1 pseudogene is annotated in these 255 nt (G+C 65.1%); it reads left to right on the top strand.

Annotation, left to right across the window (positions count from 1 at the left end):
• Positions 1–255: pseudogene (locus Q7C33_RS29020) on the top strand (NAD(P)(+) transhydrogenase (Re/Si-specific) subunit alpha); the annotation flags it as partial.

Below are 255 nucleotides of genomic sequence, written 5' to 3'. Positions count from 1 at the left end.
CCGAACGTGGCATCACCGCTTTCGCCCTTGAGGCTGCGCCACGTACCTCCCGCGCCCAGAGCCTGGATGTGCTGTCGTCTCAAGCGAACATTGCCGGCTACAAGGCCGTGCTGCTGGCCGCGCATTACTATCCGCGCTTCATGCCAATGCTGATGACCGCTGCGGGCACCGTGAAAGCGGCGCGCGTGCTGATTCTTGGCGCGGGCGTGGCGGGTTTGCAGGCGATTGCCACAGCCAAGCGCCTGGGTGCAGTGA

Origin of the sequence: Pseudomonas sp. BP11-1-1 (assembly GCF_052112105.1) — a bacterium.
Lineage (GTDB): Bacteria > Pseudomonadota > Gammaproteobacteria > Pseudomonadales > Pseudomonadaceae > Aquipseudomonas > Aquipseudomonas alvandae.
Note: the sequence above shows the minus strand (reverse complement) of the source record. Positions and strands in the feature narration are given on the sequence as shown.